Source organism: Halovivax sp., assembly GCA_007119345.1.
In the GTDB taxonomy this organism is placed as follows: domain Archaea; phylum Halobacteriota; class Halobacteria; order Halobacteriales; family Natrialbaceae; genus Halovivax.
The window spans coordinates 1-15,563 of sequence record SKPV01000017.1; the positions used below are offsets into that span (position 1 = coordinate 1).

15 protein-coding genes and 2 tRNA genes are annotated in these 15,563 nt (G+C 65.6%); 8 read left to right on the forward strand and 9 right to left on the reverse strand.

Features of this window, described 5'->3' with window-relative positions; genetic code table 11:
• The 3 genes from QZT59_RS01375 to QZT59_RS01385 all read left to right on the forward strand — a co-directional run.
• Nucleotides 1-1,748, forward strand: a 1,748-nt coding sequence (locus tag QZT59_RS01375; protein WP_290810288.1) for a DNA topoisomerase VI subunit B, incomplete at its 5' end; no start/stop codon positions are given.
• Nucleotides 1,745-2,836, forward strand: a complete 1,092-nt coding sequence (locus QZT59_RS01380; protein ID WP_290810291.1) for a DNA topoisomerase IV subunit A — start codon at nucleotides 1,745-1,747, stop codon at nucleotides 2,834-2,836. The genes QZT59_RS01375 and QZT59_RS01380, both read left to right, overlap by 4 nt.
• 46 nt (nucleotides 2,837-2,882) lie before the next feature.
• Nucleotides 2,883-3,299: a hypothetical protein gene (locus QZT59_RS01385; protein WP_290810294.1), complete on the forward strand. Its 417-nt coding sequence runs from the start codon at nucleotides 2,883-2,885 to the stop codon at nucleotides 3,297-3,299.
• Nucleotides 3,300-3,390: 91 nt separating this feature from the next.
• Here QZT59_RS01385 and QZT59_RS01390 read toward each other — a convergent pair whose 3' ends face one another.
• Nucleotides 3,391-4,089 carry an MBL fold metallo-hydrolase gene (locus tag QZT59_RS01390; protein ID WP_290810297.1) on the reverse strand — a complete coding sequence of 233 codons (699 nt, stop codon included), beginning with the start codon at nucleotides 4,087-4,089 and terminating at the stop codon, nucleotides 3,391-3,393.
• Nucleotides 4,090-4,225: 136 nt separating this feature from the next.
• Nucleotides 4,226-4,957, reverse strand: a complete 732-nt coding sequence (locus QZT59_RS01395) for a fumarylacetoacetate hydrolase family protein (protein ID WP_290810300.1) — start codon at nucleotides 4,955-4,957, stop codon at nucleotides 4,226-4,228.
• Nucleotides 4,958-5,150: 193 nt separating this feature from the next.
• On the opposite strand from QZT59_RS01395, the gene QZT59_RS01400 reads away from it, so the two are divergent.
• Nucleotides 5,151-5,225: transfer RNA gene (locus QZT59_RS01400), tRNA-Glu, on the forward strand.
• A gap of 423 nt (nucleotides 5,226-5,648) precedes the next feature.
• On the opposite strand, the gene QZT59_RS01405 is transcribed toward QZT59_RS01400, so the two are convergent.
• From QZT59_RS01405 to QZT59_RS01415, 3 genes are all read right to left on the reverse strand, one after another.
• A complete protein-coding gene (locus QZT59_RS01405) occupies nucleotides 5,649-5,903 on the reverse strand; it encodes a HalOD1 output domain-containing protein (RefSeq protein WP_290810303.1) in 255 nt (84 codons plus the stop codon).
• Nucleotides 5,904-6,001: 98 nt separating this feature from the next.
• Nucleotides 6,002-6,472, reverse strand: coding sequence for an AsnC family transcriptional regulator (locus QZT59_RS01410; RefSeq protein WP_290810306.1), 471 nt, complete (start codon nucleotides 6,470-6,472; stop codon nucleotides 6,002-6,004).
• Nucleotides 6,473-6,628: 156 nt separating this feature from the next.
• Nucleotides 6,629-7,504 (reverse strand): UbiA family prenyltransferase, encoded by an 876-nt coding sequence (locus tag QZT59_RS01415; protein WP_394348629.1) that lies wholly within the window; start codon nucleotides 7,502-7,504, stop codon nucleotides 6,629-6,631.
• 168 nt (nucleotides 7,505-7,672) lie between these two features.
• On the opposite strand from QZT59_RS01415, the gene sucC reads away from it, so the two are divergent.
• The gene (gene sucC, locus QZT59_RS01420; RefSeq protein ID WP_343195717.1) at nucleotides 7,673-8,821 is read left to right on the forward strand and encodes an ADP-forming succinate--CoA ligase subunit beta; all 1,149 of its coding nucleotides are present in this window, start codon (nucleotides 7,673-7,675) and stop codon (nucleotides 8,819-8,821) included.
• On the forward strand, nucleotides 8,818-9,687 hold the full coding sequence (sucD, locus tag QZT59_RS01425) for a succinate--CoA ligase subunit alpha (protein ID WP_290810309.1): 870 nt from the start codon (nucleotides 8,818-8,820) through the stop codon (nucleotides 9,685-9,687). The genes sucC and sucD overlap by 4 nt, the downstream gene beginning before the upstream one ends.
• A 2,007-nt stretch (nucleotides 9,688-11,694) precedes the next feature.
• Here the strand turns inward: sucD and QZT59_RS01435 are convergent.
• Entirely contained in the window at nucleotides 11,695-11,925 is a 231-nt protein-coding gene (locus QZT59_RS01435; protein ID WP_290810312.1) for a MarR family transcriptional regulator, read from the reverse strand.
• 268 nt (nucleotides 11,926-12,193) lie between these two features.
• Here QZT59_RS01435 and QZT59_RS01440 point away from each other — a divergent pair, with 268 nt between their 5' ends.
• Complete coding sequence (locus QZT59_RS01440; RefSeq protein WP_290810315.1) at nucleotides 12,194-13,399, forward strand: aminotransferase class I/II-fold pyridoxal phosphate-dependent enzyme; 1,206 nt, start codon at nucleotides 12,194-12,196, stop codon at nucleotides 13,397-13,399.
• A 25-nt stretch (nucleotides 13,400-13,424) separates the two neighbouring features.
• Here QZT59_RS01440 and QZT59_RS01445 read toward each other — a convergent pair whose 3' ends face one another.
• From QZT59_RS01445 to QZT59_RS01455, 3 genes are all read right to left on the reverse strand, one after another.
• Complete coding sequence (locus QZT59_RS01445) at nucleotides 13,425-13,601, reverse strand: hypothetical protein (protein ID WP_290810318.1); 177 nt, start codon at nucleotides 13,599-13,601, stop codon at nucleotides 13,425-13,427.
• A gap of 148 nt (nucleotides 13,602-13,749) precedes the next feature.
• Nucleotides 13,750-14,544 (reverse strand): succinylglutamate desuccinylase/aspartoacylase family protein, encoded by a 795-nt coding sequence (locus QZT59_RS01450; RefSeq protein WP_290810321.1) that lies wholly within the window; start codon nucleotides 14,542-14,544, stop codon nucleotides 13,750-13,752.
• A gap of 80 nt (nucleotides 14,545-14,624) precedes the next feature.
• A complete protein-coding gene (locus QZT59_RS01455; RefSeq protein ID WP_290810324.1) occupies nucleotides 14,625-15,107 on the reverse strand; it encodes a DUF309 domain-containing protein in 483 nt (160 codons plus the stop codon).
• A 364-nt stretch (nucleotides 15,108-15,471) separates the two neighbouring features.
• On the opposite strand from QZT59_RS01455, the gene QZT59_RS01460 reads away from it, so the two are divergent.
• Nucleotides 15,472-15,554: transfer RNA gene (locus tag QZT59_RS01460), tRNA-Leu, on the forward strand.
• Nucleotides 15,555-15,563: the final 9 nt, after the last annotated feature.

The following is a 15,563-nucleotide window of genomic DNA, read 5'->3' on the forward strand; positions in this document are numbered from 1 at the left end:
AGATCCGTCCGCACCCCCACGGGGTCGAACTCGGGACGGTCCTGAAGATGCTGTCGGCGACGGACTCACACTCCGTCTCCGGCTTCCTCCAGAACGAGTTTACTCGCGTGGGGAAGAAGACCGCCGAGTCCGTGATCGACGAGTTCCGGGACCGACACTACGGCCGAGAGATGACCTGGTCGTCCCCGGTCGCGGGCGAAGACGCCGACGTTGGGGCCGCGGTGACCGATGCGACGGCGAACAAGGGTGCCACGGCGACCGACGACTTCTCGACGCTGATCGCGGAGGCGATCGGCGAATGCGAGCGCGTCGCTCACCACCAGGTCGAACGGATCGTCGACGAGGCGGCCGACGCCGTCGAGGCCGAACACGAGATTCCCTTCGGGGCGACGGTTCGCGAGAACGCCGTCGCGGCCGCCTGGAGCGAACTCGTCGACGTCGCCGCACTGGACGACGAAACGGAGGCGGCGGAGACGGGGATCGACGACTCCCGCCTTCCGTCGGACCTCTATCGCCTCGTCGACGGGGCGACGAGCAATCGCAAGGACGACGCCGTGATCGACGCGTTCGCGACCAGGCTCGCGGGCAAGTTCGTCGACGAGGACGACGTCCGCCACCGACTGACCGAACGCGAGATTCGCGCGCACGTCGACCGCGCGGCCGAGTTGACCGAGGAGCGCGACGACGTTACCTTCGGTGAGACCGCCCGTGAGAACGTCACCGAGGCGATCTGGAACGTGATGGTGACGGTCCCCGACGATCCCCCGCTGGTGCGAGAGCTCGCCGACGACCGCGACGCCGCGAGCGACCTCGTCGACGGCATGCGCGCGACGGACATCATGGCGCCGCCGACGCGGTGTCTCTCGCCGATCACGGCCGAACTGATCGAAGCGGGACTAAAAAAAGAGTTCGAGGCCGACTTCTACGCCGCCGCGACCCGCGACGCCGAGGTCTCCGGCGGCGACCCGTTCATCGTGGAAGCCGGCATCGCTTACGGCGGCGACCTGGAGGCCGACGGGAGCGTCGACGTCCTCCGGTTCGCTAACCGCGTCCCGCTGGTCTACCAGCGCGGCGCCTGCGCGACCACGGACGTGGTCAAGACGATCGGGTGGCGCAACTACGGCCTCGACCAGCCCGGCGGCTCGGGCCTGCCGAACGGACCGGCGGTCGTCATGGTCCACGTGGCCTCGACGAACGTGCCGTTTACCAGCGAATCGAAGGACGCCGTCGCCAACGTCCCGGAAATGGAAGACGAGATCGAACTCGCGATCCGCGAGGCGGCCCGGGACCTGAAGAGCTACCTGAACAAACGGCGCTCGATGGAAAAGCGCCGACGCAAGCAGAACGTACTCGGCGAGATCCTCCCCGAGATGGCCACCAAGGTCGCGGAGGTGACGGGCCGGGACGAGCCCGAGATCGGCGACGCGCTCGCCCGGATCATGAACAACGTCCTCATCGAGCGGCAACTGAAAGAAAACGGGGCCGCCACGGCCGTCAGCGTCGTGGTCGAGAATCACTCGAGCACGAACGAAACGCCCAAACTGACCGATATCGTCTCCGCGGAACCGACCGGACTCCCCGACGACGTCACCGTCGTCGAGATGGACGGTGAGTGGTTCCTGACGTGGGAGCCCGAGGTGAAAGCCGGCGAGGAGGCCGTCCTCGAGTACGAGGTGAGCGACGACGCGACGTTCGACCTGAACGTCGACGGCGTAGAATCCGAGAAACTCACGGTGACCGACGAATGAGCGCCCCCAACTCCGATCAGGCCAGGAACAAGTTGATCGACCTCGCCGCACAGTTTTACGACCAGTTCGAACTGGGAGAGATCCCGCACATGTCCGTCCCGACCCGAACCAAGTCGAACATCGAGTACGACGAGGAGGCGGACGTCTGGGTCTACGGCGACCGGGAGTCCCGCCGGACGGCCAACACGGTAAGCGGCGCTCGAAAGCTGTTGAAAGCCGTTTACACGGTCGAATTTCTCTCCGAGCAGTTAGAACAGGACCGCTCGTCCACGCTGCGTGAACTCTACTACCTCTCGGAGAGCTGGGACAACGAGAACGCCCAGTTCAACGATCAGGACGAGTCGAACCAGCTGATCGAGGACCTCGAGATCGTCAGCGAAGTCACCCGCGAGGACTTCCACATGCGCCCGGAGGAGTCGGGAGCGACGATCATGGGCCCGTTGTTCCTCCGCGAACAGACCCGACGGGGCGAACGCGAGATCCACTGCCAGGAGGACGTCGGTGAGGGCGGCTACCAGATCCCGAACAACCCGGATACGATCGAGTTCCTCGACAACGACGCCGAGTTCATCCTCGCCGTCGAGACCGGCGGTATGCGCGACCGACTCGTCGAAAACGGCTTCGACGAGGAGTACGGGGCGCTGATCGTCCACCTGAAGGGTCAGCCCGCCCGAGCGACTCGCCGGATCATCAAGCGTCTCCACGACGAACTCGACCTCCCGGTGACGGTCTTCGCCGACGGCGACCCCTGGTCGTATCGGATCTACGGCTCGGTCGCCTACGGCTCGATCAAATCCGCTCACCTCTCGGAGTATCTCGCGACGCCCGCCGCCCAGTACATCGGCATTCAACCGGCCGATATCGTCGAGTACGATCTGCCGACGGATCCGCTCAGCGACTCGGACATCAACGCCTTGCAGAGCGAGCTCTCGGACCCCCGCTTCCAGACCGACTACTGGGAGGAACAGATCGAACTCCAGCTCGAGATCGAGAAGAAGTCCGAACAACAGTCGCTTGCAGCCCGCGGCCTGGACTTCGTCACCGACTCGTACCTCCCGGAACGGCTCACGGACATGGGCGTCCTGTAACCCGGTTCCAACACGCTTTTAGCGCGTGTTCACCACGCTTCGAGCGATGAGCTCTCGTTGGGGCCGAGTACGAGCGGGCGCCACCGCCCTGACCGTCGTCCTGTCGATCGCGGTCGTCGTCTTTCTCGTGATCGCCGCGATCGCGCTGACGGTCGGCTTCGTCTGGGGTGCCGTCTTCGGCGGCGGGGGAACGCCGGTCGGCGAACCGCCCGACGCGGCCTTCGAAGTCGAGGACGCGAACGGCGCGGTGACGATCACCCACGCCGGTGGCGACGCGATCGACGCGACCGACGTCGTGATCGAGGTCGACGAGGTGTCCCACGGCCAGTGGGCCGATCACGGCGGGGACGAGATCGACGACGGCGACTCGATAACGATCGACGACATCGAGGCCGGGTCGGACGTGCGTCTGCAGTGGGTGAGCGAAGACGGTGCATCGGTGCTACACGAGGAGGCGGTCTGATTCGTCGATCAGTGAAGACGGTATCGAGACTGGGCGGTCCGGAGAGACACGATACCGGCGGTATCTCTAACCGGCGGCGGTCTCGAAGCGACTATTCGTCGAGGACCACCGGCACACCGGCGGTCGCCACGTCCACGACGAACGCCTCGGAGTCGGTCTCGAGCGCCTCGAACGTGTCGTAGTGGATCGGCAGGACGAGTTCCGGTCGCATCCGCCCGGCGAGCTCGGCTGCCTCGCGTCTGTCCATCGTGAACGAGCCGCCGATCGGCGGGCAGAGAACGTCGACGTCGAGTTCCTCGTGAAACGGGAGGGCGTCGGAGTCGCCGGGCCAGAAGACGGTGACGCCGTCCACGGTCACGCCGAAGCCGCATCCCTCGCCTTCCGGGTGGTACGGCGATCCATCCTCGCGGGTGTGCGGACCGCCGTGAACGTTGTACGCGGGCGTGGTGAACAGGTCGAGCGGGCCGAGGACGAACGACTCGTCGGCGCGGACGCGCTCGACTTCGTACGGAAGCGATTCGGGCTGCCGATCGACGCGGTCCATCTCGGCGGCGTCGACCGACTCGTGGACGACCACGATGGCGTCCTCGTGGGCGACGCGTTCGATCCCGTCCGGATCGTAGTGGTGGGCGTGACTGACGAGAACCAGGTCCCCGTCTCGAGGCCGGCGGCCCTCGAGGACGCCGTACCGTCCGGGGTCGACGTACGCCGTCACGCCGGTGCGCCCGGCGATCCGGAGCGTCGCGTAGCCGAGCCAGTCGAGTTCCAGCGGGTGTCTCTTCACGGTCATGTGAGGGTCTTTCGGGCCCTGGCTCGAAAAGGATTCGACCGGCGAACGGACGTGGGTGGCGTGTGCCCCTCTCGGCAGTGTCCCTCCTGGTGGTGCCAGGTTCGTTCGATCGGATCCGCGGGGCGCTACCGCCCGATCAGGGGACGCGCACGCTGTGTTCGAGCATTCCCACGCCTTCGACCTCGATGGCTACGTCGTCCCCGTCTGCGAGCGGTCCGACGCCTTCCGGCGTGCCGGTCGCGATGACGTCACCGGGTTCGAGGGTGAGGTAGGTGGTTATCTCCGCGATCAACGCGGGGATCGAGAAGATGAGCTGGCTCCGAGAGCCGTCCTGTTTCAGTTCGCCGTTCACCCGCGATCGGACCGCGGCGTCTGGTGGAACCTCGTCGGGGGTCGCGAGGACCGGTCCGAGCGGCGCGGCGCCGTCGAACGCCTTCCCGCGGACCCAGTTCTGTTCCCGGCGCTGATCGTCGCGATTCGACACGTCGTTGACGCACGTAAAGCCCGCGACGACGTTCATCGCCCGGCTCTCGGGGACGTTCCGGCACTGATCGCCGATCACCACGCCGATCTCGGCCTCGTAGTCCACGCGGTCGGTACCCGGCGGCACGGAGATCGTGTCCCCGTGACCCGCGACCGCGTTCGGCGGTTTCAGAAAGAGCATCGGCCGGTCCGGGACGTCGGAGTCCATCTCGGCCGCGTGATCGGCGTAGTTACGACCGATACAGACGATCTTCGAGGGCTCGCACGGTGCCAGGAGGTCGACGTCCTCGACGTCGAAGGTTTCGCCGCCGAAGTGGATCACGTCGTCCGCGTACTCGCCGCGGCGGATCGCGCCGGCCGGATCCCTGAATCGAGCGTACTTCATGATCGAGCCCTCGCGGTCCGAGAGGAAAAACGTTGAGACTTCGATCGAGACGCGGGCCCACGGTTCGAGACGTGAACCTTCGGGCGGTCGAGTGTGTACACGTGCCACCCGACGACGGGAACGGAACGCTTTTTACTAGGCCCCGGCAATCCACCCAGTGACGCGCTTTCGTCGCATCGGGCGACGGCGCGAGGCTCCGTTGGTGTAGTCCGGCCAATCATTTCGGCCTTTCGAGCCGATGACCTGGGTTCAAATCCCAGACGGAGCACTATAGCGAGCGAACGTTTGTGAGCGAGCGAAGCGTGCACGGATGTGATTTGAATCAGAGAGCACGCAGCTGAGCGAAGCGAAGTCGTGCGACCGTGGTTCAAATCCCGGACGGAGCACTATAGCGAGCGAACGTTTGTGAGCGAGCGAAGCGCGCACGGATGTGATTTGAATCAGAGAGCACGCAGCTGAGCGAAGCGAAGTCGTGCGACCGTGGTTCAAATCCCGGACGGAGCACGTTGTTGCGAACGCTGTGTACAAATAGCGCAGGCTCTGAAATTTGAAGTAGAGAAGTCCCAGCCTGCAAGCGATCGAAGCGGGTGAGCAGGATCGTCTTCGCGTGGTTCTAAACCCGGTCGGAGCACTCGGAAGCGACCACTTCGGTAGATACGTCAGTCCGTCCGGGCCGTATCATCGAGTTACCTCACTCGTCCCCTCGGGTCTCATCGCGATCGTCTTCCGGCTCTACACTGATGGTTCCGTCCCCGGTGACGGTCACGGTACGCCCTTCGTACCGGAACGTAACGGAACCCTCGAACCCGTGGACACAGAGCGCCCGGAGGGCGGTCGGATCGATCGCGTCGTAGAGCGGATCGAGATCGGTAACGTCCGAACCGGTGGCGCTGGCGACTCGTTCGAGGATCGTCGGGATCGGCGACTGGCGACACTCGTCGGCCATACGAGAGTGTGGTTTCTTCTATGGTAAGTACCTGAGGAATAATATCGCGCGACGATTCCGGTTCGAAACTATATTCCACGAAGATTTACGAGAGATATCTAATCGACAGCGCCGGGGTGACTGAACCCGTCGAACGGACACCGGTGCTCCGCTTTCAGAAGTTCCGCGTCGCGCACTTCGATTCCGAGCTCCTCTACGGCTTCGATCGTCTTCGCGACGTCCTCGTTCGTCCGGCCGACGAGCGTAATCTGTAAATTTCGGTCCCCGGTCAGTAGTTCCGTCACGGAGACGACTCCCTCGCTGGAGATCGCCGCAGCCGCCGACTCCTCGAGATCGGCCGCCGAAACGGTACAGTACAGGACCACCGTGTGGGGAATGCCGGCTCGCTCGTAGTCGATGTCCGCGTAGGTCGTCCTGAGGATGCCCCGCTCTCGAAGCCGGTCTATCCGGTCGCCGACCGTCGTCGGGGAGACGCCGACGCGCTCTCCGATCTCGGTGTTCGTCACCGATCGCGCGTCGGTTTGGAGCACGTAGAGAATGCCGCGATCCGTCCGGTCGAGTTCGTCCATACCCTTCCCTTACGGAGTGATAGGTTGATTGTTGGGACAAAATGATTGGGTGAGGGCTCCGCACACGGGGTGTGTTCGACGTCACCGCTCGTCGATGGACCGACGTCGCCGCGGTGGATACGCCGGGGTCTCCGCGGTTTGCTCACGCCGTAGCGTTCACAACGCGTCCAGCGCGTAGAGTGCCAGTACGACGAGCGCGAGAAACGCGTGCTCTCCGTCCACCACGAATCCGTAGAAGAGCGGGCCCGCGTCCGGTTCCGCCGCGAGGGAGTACCAGCAGACGTAGGCGTTGAACGCGAGGAGTACCAGATAGCTTCCGGCCAACGCGCCCGAACCGACGGCCGCGACGATCGAAGCTGCGGCGAGGCCGCTAACGCCCATCGAGCCGAGACGCGTTCCCCGCGGGCCGAAGACGAGCGGAATCGTTCTGATACCCTCTCGTCGATCACCCTCGACGTCCTTCAGGTCGAAGATCACGGCCGCCACGGTCAGCATGACGGTGACGTACGCGGCCAGAAACAGGACGTCCGTGGAGTCGGCGACACCGTGGTAGACGCCGACTCCGAACGGGATCGCCCCCCAGGCAACGCCGACGAGCAGGTTCTTCACCAGCAGAATGCGTTTCAATCCGCCGACGGAGTACAGAAGTGCGATGGCCAGTGGTGCGAACAGCAACTCCGCTCTCGGGAGCCCCAGTTCGAACGCCAGCCCGACGACGATCGCGTACGAGACCGTGCCGACGCCGAGGACGATCCGACCGTAGCGCCTCGTGAACGCGGCTCGTCCCGGGACGTTGTATTCGTCCTCGTCGATGTCCGTGAACCGGTTGAAGCTGTAGACGAAGAGGGTGACCGCGAAGACGATGAACGCCGGGACGGGATCGAACGGGAGCCCGACGAGAACCGTCGTCGTGACCACCCAGCTCGTCGCCGCGAGGGCGATGAAGACGTTGCTGTGGACGAGCGCGAGGACGACCTCCGGCAGCGACGGCACGCGACGAGCCCTCACGGCGTCGCTGGTCGATTCGGTCACCGGATATCCCCCGTCGTCTACGCTAGAACGGACGATTCACCTTGAACGCTCGGATCGGACATCGGGACGGCGCCCGAACGCGGGTGAGCCGGCGTGAAGAACACCGGCCGACCGCGACCTTTCGACAGTACTAACTCGCCCATCGCCGAAGTCTCGACCGAGTCCACAATGAAGTTACACGAGTATCAGGCGAAGCAGGTTTTCGCCGACGCGGGGATTCCGACGCCGGACTCGCAGCTGGCGACGGACGTCGACGGCGTGCTCGCTGCCGCCGACGAGATCGGCTACCCCGTCGCGATCAAAGCGCAGGTACAGGTCGGCGGCCGCGGCAAGGCGGGCGGAATCGAACTCGTCGACGACGAAGACGAGGCCCGCGAGGCGGCCGATCGCATCCTCGGAATGGACCTCAAGGGATACCGCGTCGATAGCGTGCTGGTCGAGGGCGCCGTCGACTTCGTCGACGAACTCTACGTCGGCGTCACGATGGACCGCGGCGAGGGGAAACCGGTCGCGATGGTCTCGACGCGCGGCGGGGTCAACATCGAGGAAGTCGCCGAGGAAGATCCCGAGGCGATCGCTCGGGAACACGTCGACCCCTCCTTCGGAATGCACCACTACCAGGCCCGCAAGGCCGTCTACGACGCGGGCGTGGATCCGACCGTCGCGCGAGACGTCTCCTCGATACTCGCCACGCTCTTCCAGCTCTGGGACGACAAGGACGGGGCGGACGCCGAGATCAACCCCCTGATGGTCACCGCCGACGACGAAGTCGTCGCCGCCGACGCGGTGATGAACATCGACGAGGACGCGCTGTTTCGTCAGCCCGAACTCGCCGAAATGAGCGAGGAGGCGGCGAGCGGCGACGATCTCGAGCGGAAGGCGGACGAGTACGACTTCGACTACGTTCGACTCGACGGGAACGTCGGCATCATCGGCAACGGCGCCGGTCTCGTGATGACGACGCTCGACCTCGTCGAACACTACGGCGGCGAACCCGCGAACTTCCTCGACGTCGGCGGCGGCGCGAAGGCGGAGCGCATCGCGAACGCCCTCGACATGGTCTTCTCGGACGACAACGTCGACAGCGTCGTCTTCAACATCTTCGGCGGCATCACCCGGGGCGACGAGGTCGCGAAGGGTATCAACGAGGCGCTCGAGCAGTTCGACGACATTCCCAAACCCGTCGTCGTCCGGCTGGCCGGCACGAACTGGGAAGAAGGGATGGAGATCCTGAACGAAGAACTCGTGACGGTCGAGCAGACCCTGGAGGACGCGGTCCAACGTGCGGTCGAATACGCCGAGGAGGTGCAAGCATGAGCGTACTCGTCGACGACGATACCCGAGTGGTCGTGCAGGGAATCACCGGCGGCGAAGGGAAGTTCCACGCCGGCCAGATGATCGAGTACGGTACCAACGTCGTTGCGGGCGCCGTCCCCGGAAAGGGCGGTCAGGAGGTCCACGGCGTCCCCGTCTACGACACCGTGGACGAGGCCGTCCGAACGGAGAACGCCGACGCTTCGGTGATCTTCGTTCCACCGGCGTTCGCCGGCGACGCCATCTTCGAGGCGCTCGATACCGACCTCGACCTCGCCGTGGCGATCACCGAGGGGATCCCGACCCAGGACATGGCCCGAGTGAACAAGCGGCTCTCGGAGACCGACACGCGACTCATCGGTCCGAACTGCCCGGGAATCATCACGCCAGGCGAAGCGAAGCTCGGCATCCTGCCCGGAAACATCTTCGCTCCCGGTAACGTCGGGTTCGTCTCGCGCTCCGGGACGCTGACCTACCAGGTCGTCGATAACCTCACCTCTCGCGGCATCGGCCAGACCACCGCGATCGGTATCGGCGGCGACCCGATCATCGGCACGGGCTTCGTCGACGCCCTCGAACTGTTCGAGGCCGACCCGAGCACCGAGGCCATCGTCATGTGCGGCGAGATCGGCGGCGAGGACGAGGAGGAAGCGGCGGCGTACATCGACGAGCACGTCGACACGCCGGTAGTCGGCTTCATCGCGGGTCGAACCGCCCCGCCGGGCAAGCGGATGGGCCACGCGGGCGCCATCGTCTCCGGTTCCGGAACCGGCACCGCCCAGAGCAAGATCGACGCCCTCGCGGACGCCGGCGTCCCCGTCGGGAACACGCCCGAGGAGGTCGCCGACCACGTCGAAGACCTGGTCTGAGGCGCTTCCTCTGCCCCGCTTTCGGGCCCTCGACTCTTTTGTGAATTGACGTCGTCGGACCCACAGCGACGATAGGCGGCCGGTGGTCGACGAGTGGTGACCGTCGTCGTGACGGTCGGCGAGTCGACGAGTGATGTCCGGCGTCGTCGTGACGGTCAGCGGTCGACGAGTGGTGTCCGTCGTCGTCGGAACGGTCGGCGAGTCGATGACCACGCGAGGGACACTCGTCGGGGCTGCTGGAACACTCACTCAGTGCCGCGAAATCCGGAGACGAATCGGCCGAGACCGCGACGAACGCTCGCGAGCGCTCCTCGTTCGGCCTCCCGTTTGTGCTCGAATCGCACCAGATGCGTTCGGATTTCGCTCGGATCGTCCTCGAGGGAGATCGCGTCGTCTCCGACGGTTTCGGGGCTCGAGTCGCGTGCCCCATCCTCGCGAGCGTCGGGGGGCCCGAACGGGAGATCCATCGTCGATCCGTCCTCGCCGTCGTTCTCACCTCGACGAGACCCGGAACCGTTCGCCGTTGGCTCTCGGGTCGGTACCTTCCCCGAGTCCGGAGACGAAACGTCGTCGACATCGCCGGTGATCCAGGACGGACGATTCGCGGATCGGGATGGCTCGGATTCGGCAGAGTTGCCGGACCCGAACGACCCCCTCGTTCCCGTCACAGTCGTGGAGACGGTCGACTTCGATTGGTCGGTCGCTCCGGTCGATTCGTTCGATACGGGGGACGAATCAGACGAGTCGTCGGCGGACGAGCGGTTCGAACTGGCGGTTCCCCGCCGGTGATCCTCGGACTCGTTCCCGGCGACCGAGTCGGCACGGTTCGACCCGGGATCGACCGCGGGGCGGTCCGTCGCGTCCCTATTGGAGGGGTGGTCCGTCGCGTCTGCACTGGAGGGGCGGTCCGTCGCGTCTGCACTGGAGGGGCGGTCCGCCGGTTCTCCGTTGGAGCGAACGGAGCGAAACGTCGCAATCGCTTCCTCGAGCGCGTCGACTCGCTCGTGATCCAGATTCGGGCCGTCGCCCAGGGTCGTCCCGACAGGATCGCTCGGCTCGGTCGACCCGCTCGCCGTTTCGGCGGTCGTCGACGCAGGTGCGGTCGCTGCGTCGGCCTCGTCGATCTCGATCCAGAGGAACTCGCCGTCCCGCCTCCGATCCGGAAGCACGAGAGCCTCGAACGCGGCCTGGTCGAAAAGATCGTCGTCGATCGCCGGTTCCTCGACCGGTTCCTCGGCCCGCTGGATTATCTTCTCCGGTGAATCCTCACCGAGGACGCCGTCGGCGTCGGGCTCCGAGCAGGATGCTCGCAGTTCTGCGAACACCTCTCCGGCGGTCCGGTCCTCGATTCGCTCGTGCGATCGAGACTCGGCGGTTCGGGCTCGTGGCCGATCGGTGCACTCGCTGACGACCCTCCACCCGTCTGCCGACCGCTCGCGCTTCGGTTCGTTCCCCATCGGGCCCGGGTTCATTGCGTCCTTCCTGGATATAGTCGTCCCTGGAATTAAGTTTTGCTACTACGTTCGGGAAATGTATGCTTGCTGGGTCGGAATTATTCCCTCGAACCGGTCTGTTCGAACCGCGCACGGACCGCTCTGGAGTATCCGCGCGGCCCGTGCTCGCGGGGTCCATCACGTCCACACCGGCACGGCGGGGTTGGGCAAACTGGAAAACGAGGACGCGCCGGGTATCGACGATCGGCTGACGAGCGAGTGACGCGGCCTCGATCCGGTACTCCCGGTCGCGTCGGGCGGTCTTCGCCCGGGGTCGCGGCTCAGTTGATCGACGCCCTCGGGACGGAGACCCCTATCCAGGCAGGTGGGGGCCTCCACGGCCACCCGGACGGGACACGCCCCGGCGCGGCGGCCCGCGACCGGCGATCGAGGCCGGCGTCGACGTCGTCTCGCTGGAGACGTACGCGTCCGATCACGCCGAGTTAGCGACCGGGCTCGAGAAGTGGGTCGCGGAGACGCCGCGGTGAGCGCCGACGAGACGCGTTCGGTTCGGTCAGCGGATGGGCGCGTATCCACCGTCCGTCCGTCGGACGAGCTCCGCTCGCTCGAGGGTCCGCAAGACGCCGTGGATCTCGAGTTTCGTCAGGCCGGTCCGACGCCGTAACTCCTCGACGCTTCGCAGCTGCTCGGCTTCCAGACACTGGTAAACGAGTTTCGCCGTCGGCGACTCCAGTTCCGTCGGAATCGGTCGAACGGTTGACCCGTCCGTTCGTCGCGTCGTCATGGTGAGCGGCTATTCATTCGACGATAATAAAATTGAGTTTCGACGATCGTCGCATTTTTGGCGTGCTCCGGTCGCTTGCCGGCGACCTGTCGGCCGATCATCGAACATCGACCGGGGTGGCAGATACTGATCGTCACCTAGCGGTGATCGAGTCTACGCAACGACAACCGTCGACGCCGTTAAGTTGTGATAGTCCGGCGACCAACAGGAAATCCGAACGGACCCAAACCGTGAGAGTCAAATCGCGGGGGTGTCACGCTACGAGCAGATGGACGAACGGGGGTTTGATCTCGAATCGCGCGTCGGCGCACTCGGTTCGTGCGGTCGTCGACATCGGCTCGCCCCTGCCGACCGCGTGGCAGAACGCGCGTACTTCGCCTCGCCGCCCGGAGGTGAACTCCCGGTGCTCGAGTCGGAGAACGCGCTCGTCTTCGGATCCGACAACTACCTCGGGCTGACGGCGGACCAGCGGGTCCAGAACGCCGCCCGACAGGCGGCCTACACGGTCGGCACCGGTTCGGGATCGAGCAGGACCGTCGCGGGCGATACGCTCGTTCACCACGATCTCGAGCGCCTCATCACCGAGACCAAGGGAACCGAACGGTCGCTCGCGTTCGCGTCAGGGTACGCGGCCAACGCCAGTACGGTGTCGGCACTCGAACCCGACGTCGTGTTCACCGACGAGCGAATTCCCGCGAGCGTGCTCGATGGCTGCCGACTCTCCGGGGCGGAAGTGCTCGAGTACGAACACTGCGACGCCGCGGATCTCGAGGCGAAGCTCGGGAAACGGAGCGACCGGGTGGACCGAGACGAATCGTGGCTGGTGGTCACCGCCTCGGTGTTCGGGACCACCGGCGCCGTCGCTCCGCTATCCGCGATCTGCGACGCCGCCGAGCGCCACGGGGCCTGGATCATGGTCGACGAGGCACACGCGACCGGACTCTACGCCAACGGGGGCGGCGTCGTCCAGGCGGAAGGGGTATCCGATCGCATCCACGTCCAGACGGGCGCGCTCTCGAAGGCGCTCGCGAGCCAGGGTGGGTACGTGGCCGGCGACGAAGCGCTGATCGAGTTGCTCGTCAATCGTGCCCGATCGATCGTCCACTCGGCGGGTCTCGCGCCGACGGCGGCCGCCTCCGCGAGCGAGGCGTTGCACGTCGCCCGACACGACGATCACCGCAACCGTCTCTGGGAAAACGTCGCGCACATGCGCGACGGACTGGAGGCGATGGGGTTCGACGTGCTCGGGGACTCGCAGATCCTCCCCGTCGTCGCCGACGACTGGAACGAGGCGACCTCCCTGGCCGACGCGCTGGCGGATCGACGCATCCTCGCTCCCGCGCTCGGGCCGCCGCTCGTCACCGCTGACGTCGGTCGAGTCCGAGTGACGCCGATGGCGACCCACGACGACGACGACATCGTCGAGTGCCTGGAGGCGTTACAGGAGGCGGGCGAAGCGGTCGGGCTGCTGTGAGTCGACGAACCGAGCGAGACACCGATCAGATCGTCGGCGCGCGGGCGTCCCGCTCGACCGTCGGATCGGTCTCGCCGTCCGCGCGATCGGCGACGAAAGCTGCGAGTTCGGACTTGCGGTGTTCGACCTCGAGGTGCACGCGCAAATCCGTCTCGCCGTCGAATTCGTCCTGACAAAGGGGGCAGGGTGTGGGGGTCTTCATGGGTTCGATCACCGTCGGTCACTCTCATCGTCGACGCCCGTAATTGTACCGGTCGGTCCGAAATTTGCTTCCGAGAGACGTGGCGACGGATTTCGATTCCCACCGGGGGCGACGCTCCGGTCCGAGCGCCGACGAGTATCGGCTGCGGTCAGGTACCGTCCGAGGTCTCGATGACGTCGATCTTCTCAGCAACGTATCCGAAGACGTTCTCGTATCCGTACGGGGACATCAACACCGGATAGAACGGCTCCTGGGCTATCTGGGGCTCGCCGTCGGCGGCCGCGAAGGCGTCGCCGGACTCGACGCGGTCGAAATTGTCGACGAACACCTCGTAGCGGTCCGCACCGTCTTTCGGGACCATATCGACGAGCTCGTAGACGGGCAACTCCCGTGCCACCGTGTCCCCGTGCAAGACGCCGACGGCCGTCAGGAAGGCTCTGACGAGCCGGATGGCGTTCTGGGCCGCCGTCTCCGAGCCCTGCATCCCGCACTCGACCTCGATGGTGTCGACGGCGTCGAACAGCCGTCCGCCGGCGAACGGTCCCGTCTCGACCAGCGCCGAGACGGGGAGCCGGGGACAGATCTCCCGCGCCGTCGCGTCCAGGCCCTCGACGACCGCGAACGGCTCCGCGTGACTCTGGGTGGAGTGCATCGAGAAGACCAGGCACTCTTCTAACTCGTCGACCAGTCGGGCGGCCAATCGGCCTTCGTGCGTCTCCGCATCGTGATCGCCGGGAAACGCTCGGTTCAGGTCCTCGTCGACGTAGCGTACTCGCTCCTCGATCGCCCGCTCGTTCGCGACGATCAACTTGACCGGCCGATTCACCGTCGGGTTCTCCTCGAGCAGGTGTTCGACGGCCCGGACCCCCGACGGCTCGTCACCGTGGATACCGCCGACGACCGCGATCTCCGGCGTCCCGGTTCCGAGCTGTGCAACGTTCATCGTAGGCCATTGCGATCCGAACATGAAAGGCGAATCGATTCCGGGAGTCGACGGGACGCCACCGCCGACCGACGTGACGCTCACTCCAAGTGGTCGGCGTACCGGTAGTCCGTCGCGGTCGCGACCGGTCGCCGGCCGTCGAGGCGAATGCGCCAATCGTCGACCGCCGTCGGATCGGTGAGCGCGTCGGTCAGCCGCGTCCGGACGGCGAGCACGTCGACACCGTAGAAATCGTGGGGCACGTCCGTCAGGTATCGTATCGCGGTCTCAAAGAGGCTCCGCAAACCGTCGTCGTTCCCGAAATCCTTCCGCTTGTAGACGCCCGCGGCGACCTGTACCATCCCGTGTAAGAACGCGCTCTCGGTCGTCCCGCGGCCGTAATTGTACCACTCGTCTTCGAAGCAATCGTGGGACTCGTGGTAGGCGCCGTCGTTGAACAGCCGGACGCCGTGACTCGTCGCGCGCCGGAGCGTGGCGTGCTCCCACGCTCCTCGCTCGGCGAGCCAGCCGGTCGGATTCCCCGAGGGCGGCTCGACGGTTGGATCACGCGTGTGGTCGTCCATATTCGAGCGGTCGACGCCGAGCGAGTAAACGGCGTGCTTTTTCTCGCGGAACGTCTCATCGCTGCAGGTCCACACCCCAGGATTTACGCCGGTGGTAGGACCGTTGCACATCCATACCCCGGGATTTACCCCGGTGGTCGTCCTTCATTTCGTCGATGGAGCATCCCCGGGGCCGGTGCGACAGCTGCGGCGAGCGCGTTTTCGCCGACGTCGAGGGAGGCTATCGCTGTCACAACTGCGGTGCACGCTACGAACGCAATCCCGTTCCCCGACTCGGATCGCGTTGAGCGTCCCGCCGCAGGCATCGAACGGGCGGACCGAATCGCAGGGTATTCAAACCACACGCACCAACGGATTATCGCGTGCGAGGGTAGCCAAGCGGCCAACGGCGGCGGACTCAAGATCCGCTCCCGTAGGGGTTCGTGGGTTCGATTCCCTCCCCTCGCATTGCAGCCA

What these genes read in the sequence shown, in the direction of transcription:
- QZT59_RS01380 (WP_290810291.1), top strand. Translation starts at nt 1,745, where the DNA reads ATGAGCGCCCCCAACTCCGATCAGGCCAGGAACAAGTTGATCGACCTC.
- QZT59_RS01385 (WP_290810294.1), top strand. Translation starts at nt 2,883, where the DNA reads ATGAGCTCTCGTTGGGGCCGAGTACGAGCGGGCGCCACCGCCCTGACC.
- QZT59_RS01390 (WP_290810297.1), bottom strand. Translation starts at nt 4,089, where the DNA reads ATGACCGTGAAGAGACACCCGCTGGAACTCGACTGGCTCGGCTACGCG.
- QZT59_RS01395 (WP_290810300.1), bottom strand. Translation starts at nt 4,957, where the DNA reads ATGAAGTACGCTCGATTCAGGGATCCGGCCGGCGCGATCCGCCGCGGC.
- QZT59_RS01405 (WP_290810303.1), bottom strand. Translation starts at nt 5,903, where the DNA reads ATGGCCGACGAGTGTCGCCAGTCGCCGATCCCGACGATCCTCGAACGA.
- QZT59_RS01410 (WP_290810306.1), bottom strand. Translation starts at nt 6,472, where the DNA reads ATGGACGAACTCGACCGGACGGATCGCGGCATTCTCTACGTGCTCCAA.
- sucC (WP_343195717.1), top strand. Translation starts at nt 7,673, where the DNA reads ATGAAGTTACACGAGTATCAGGCGAAGCAGGTTTTCGCCGACGCGGGG.
- sucD (WP_290810309.1), top strand. Translation starts at nt 8,818, where the DNA reads ATGAGCGTACTCGTCGACGACGATACCCGAGTGGTCGTGCAGGGAATC.
- QZT59_RS01435 (WP_290810312.1), bottom strand. Translation starts at nt 11,925, where the DNA reads ATGACGACGCGACGAACGGACGGGTCAACCGTTCGACCGATTCCGACG.
- QZT59_RS01440 (WP_290810315.1), top strand. Translation starts at nt 12,194, where the DNA reads ATGGACGAACGGGGGTTTGATCTCGAATCGCGCGTCGGCGCACTCGGT.
- QZT59_RS01445 (WP_290810318.1), bottom strand. Translation starts at nt 13,601, where the DNA reads ATGAAGACCCCCACACCCTGCCCCCTTTGTCAGGACGAATTCGACGGC.
- QZT59_RS01450 (WP_290810321.1), bottom strand. Translation starts at nt 14,544, where the DNA reads ATGAACGTTGCACAGCTCGGAACCGGGACGCCGGAGATCGCGGTCGTC.
- QZT59_RS01455 (WP_290810324.1), bottom strand. Translation starts at nt 15,107, where the DNA reads ATGGACGACCACACGCGTGATCCAACCGTCGAGCCGCCCTCGGGGAAT.